Origin of the sequence: Microcystis sp. M49636_WE2, assembly GCF_030065375.1 — a bacterium.
Taxonomy (GTDB): domain Bacteria; phylum Cyanobacteriota; class Cyanobacteriia; order Cyanobacteriales; family Microcystaceae; genus Microcystis; species Microcystis aeruginosa_C.
The window spans coordinates 1-2,575 of the sequence record NZ_JASJFG010000254.1 but is presented as its reverse complement, the minus strand read 5'-3'; the positions used below and the strand labels follow the sequence as shown (position 1 = coordinate 2,575).

Below are 2,575 nucleotides of genomic sequence, written 5' to 3'. Positions count from 1 at the left end.
TACTAGAAGAAGAATTAATGACTACAAGTTCTGTACCTGATCAATTTCGACTACGTGAACAGATTAGAGGTCTAAAGAGCGAGATTGGGAGTCTTCTAGGAGGAATAAGATTAGGTGTTGAGGGAGACTATTACAATGTTAGTCAAGGTACTGCTATTGGCAAATATGCTGGATCTGACAACAATACATTCGTTCAATTAGATCAAAAGCAGACTCTTGCTGAGGCGGCAGCGGAGATTCAGCGTCTTCTCAAACAGCTAGAACAAACTAATCCAAGCGTTACTGAAGCTGAAAAGGTGGCTTACGTGAGTGATGAAACCACTCCTAGTTTCAAGCGTCGTGTTGTCGGTGCGTTACAAACGGGTGGTGAAGCTGCAATTGAGGAGTTTTTGGACAATCCGTATGTCAGTGTTGGTAAGGCTGTTCTCAAAGATTGGATGAAGCCAAAATGAGTTCTATGCAGGCAACATAACAGGAACGTTGGGCGGATAAAAGTATGAATAACACATTGCCATCAGCAAAATCAATTCCCAGTGCGATCGCCGTTCTTGTAGGGTGCGTTCCCTAATGTGACTCCTACTGCTCCACCGATCGATTTTTGGGGAACGCACCATGTACATTTATTGAAACTGTGGGTTAGAGTGCGATGCCGCTCTGGTGGTCTCAGTTGAGGAATGTTAGCGAAGATTCCCAATGTTTAGGTTAAAATAGAGGGGCAAGAATTGCAACAGGGTCGCTTATTTTTAGCTGTGCTTCGTGTCACTGAGCCTTTACATTGAGCTTGTCGAAATGTGTTGAAGTGTGGACACTGAGCCTGTCGAAGTGCTGTTTTATATTGGCGTAACCTTTCATCTCCGAGGTAAAACCGAGAGTTCCTTCAAGCCGACATTTAAGGTAAAATTGAGCCTCTAGTTTCTGTGGGGCAATAACGGCAATCGCAGTAAAATTAATGCCAGAGTCAAGCAGAAAATCGAACAAACTGGTGCATCTGACCCAGAAGGGTTGCCAGCCTATATCATTGTGGTGGAGTTCAGTCGCCCGATCTCTGTCGTTAGCACAAAACAGAATCCTGGAGGAGCCTTACTTCAATGAGCCAGATTCAAACGTTTCACCAACAAGCAATGGATTTAGCTGAGGCAGCGGCAGTCGCCCGCTTGAGAGGTGCCATCGATCTGCCGACGGAAAAAATTGCTGATTTCTGCCAACGCTGGCAAGTGACCGAATTTGCCCTTTTCGGCTCTGTCCTGCGCGATGACTTTCGCCCGGACAGCGATATTGATATTATGGTGCAGTTTCACCCAGAGGCACACCCCACCTTCAGCAGCCTCGATCAGATGGAAGCAGAGTTAAAAACGATGTTTCACCGAGACATTGATCTGATTACCCGTCAAGGTATTGAAACTAGCCGTAACTATTTACGCCGCCACGAAATTCTTTCCTCTGCCCAGGTGATTTATGCAACGGGATCTTCAATTCCTGCTTGATATACTGCAATCCGCAGAACTGATCATGACCTACACGGCTCAATGCTCAAAAGCTGAGTTCGTCGCCAATGTGCAGCTTCAAGATTCAGTCATTCGACGGCTATTGGTGATTGCCGAAGCAGCCAGACGAGTTTCCGAAACAACCCGCCAGACCTTTCCCAACATTGCTTGGCAAGAAATTAATGGAATGAGAAATCGGTTAGTACATGAATATGATGATGTCAACCTCAATATTGTATGGGATGTGGTTCAGGCTGAAATCCCGTCACTGATTGAAGACTTGCAGTTACAGATTCCACCTGAACCCTGAGAATAGTGCGATCGCTATCAGGGAGAATTTTCCACTTAATTCAAACTCGATTGGCAACCTGTCACCGAGCAAACCCGACGATGTTGGAATGATTCTGATAGCTGACGGCTAATAGCTAAGGGTTATCAATGCTAGGATAAAGGCTTGAGTAGAGAACGATCGAGCCAAAGCCATGTCATCGACAGAAGTAAAAACCCCGCCCCCAGACAGTCCTGAATTCCTCGATGAGTTACCCGGAGAAGTGGAAATGTCCTTATTTGACCACTTGGAGGAGTTGCGGCGCCGGATTTTTTATAGTTTAATTGCCGTGGCTGTGGGTGCGGTGGGATGTTTTATCTTCGTTAAACCCCTAGTACAAGTGCTGGAAGTCCCCGCCCAAGGGGTAAAATTTTTGCAGTTAGCTCCGGGAGAATTTTTTTTCGTCTCCCTAAAAGTAGCTGGATATAGCGGCATACTGGTGGCTAGTCCCGTCATTCTCTTGCAAATTATCCTCTTTGTGCTGCCGGGGTTAACCCGTCGCGAACGGCGTTTAATTGTCCCGGTAGTGTTAGGATCGAGTGTTTTATTTTTTGCCGGTTTATTTTTTGCCTATATTGCCCTGATTCCCGCCGCTTTAAACTTTTTTGTCAGTTATGGGGCGGAAGTGGTCGAACAAGCTTGGTCGATCGAGCGCTATTTTGAATTTGTCTTACTTTTGCTGTTTAGTACCGGCATCGCCTTTCAAATTCCCGTTATTCAATTGATTTTGAGCTTTTTAGGCATTATTTCCTCGCAAACGATG

General features: G+C 45.7%; 4 protein-coding genes. All 4 read left to right on the top strand.

Features of this window, described 5'->3' with window-relative positions; all coding sequences use genetic code 11:
- Positions 1-452 (top strand): hypothetical protein (locus PX484_RS06140; RefSeq protein ID WP_288103159.1); only part of this gene is annotated, 452 nt, incomplete at its 5' end.
- 669 nt (positions 453-1,121) lie between these two features.
- Positions 1,122-1,484, top strand: a complete 363-nt coding sequence (locus tag PX484_RS06135; protein WP_185239748.1) for a nucleotidyltransferase family protein — start codon at positions 1,122-1,124, stop codon at positions 1,482-1,484.
- Complete coding sequence (locus PX484_RS06130; protein ID WP_002752016.1) at positions 1,456-1,794, top strand: HepT-like ribonuclease domain-containing protein; 339 nt, start codon at positions 1,456-1,458, stop codon at positions 1,792-1,794. The genes PX484_RS06135 and PX484_RS06130 overlap by 29 nt, the downstream gene beginning before the upstream one ends.
- 172 nt (positions 1,795-1,966) lie before the next feature.
- On the top strand, positions 1,967-2,575 hold a 609-nt coding region (gene tatC / locus PX484_RS06125), incomplete at its 3' end, for a twin-arginine translocase subunit TatC (protein ID WP_288103156.1).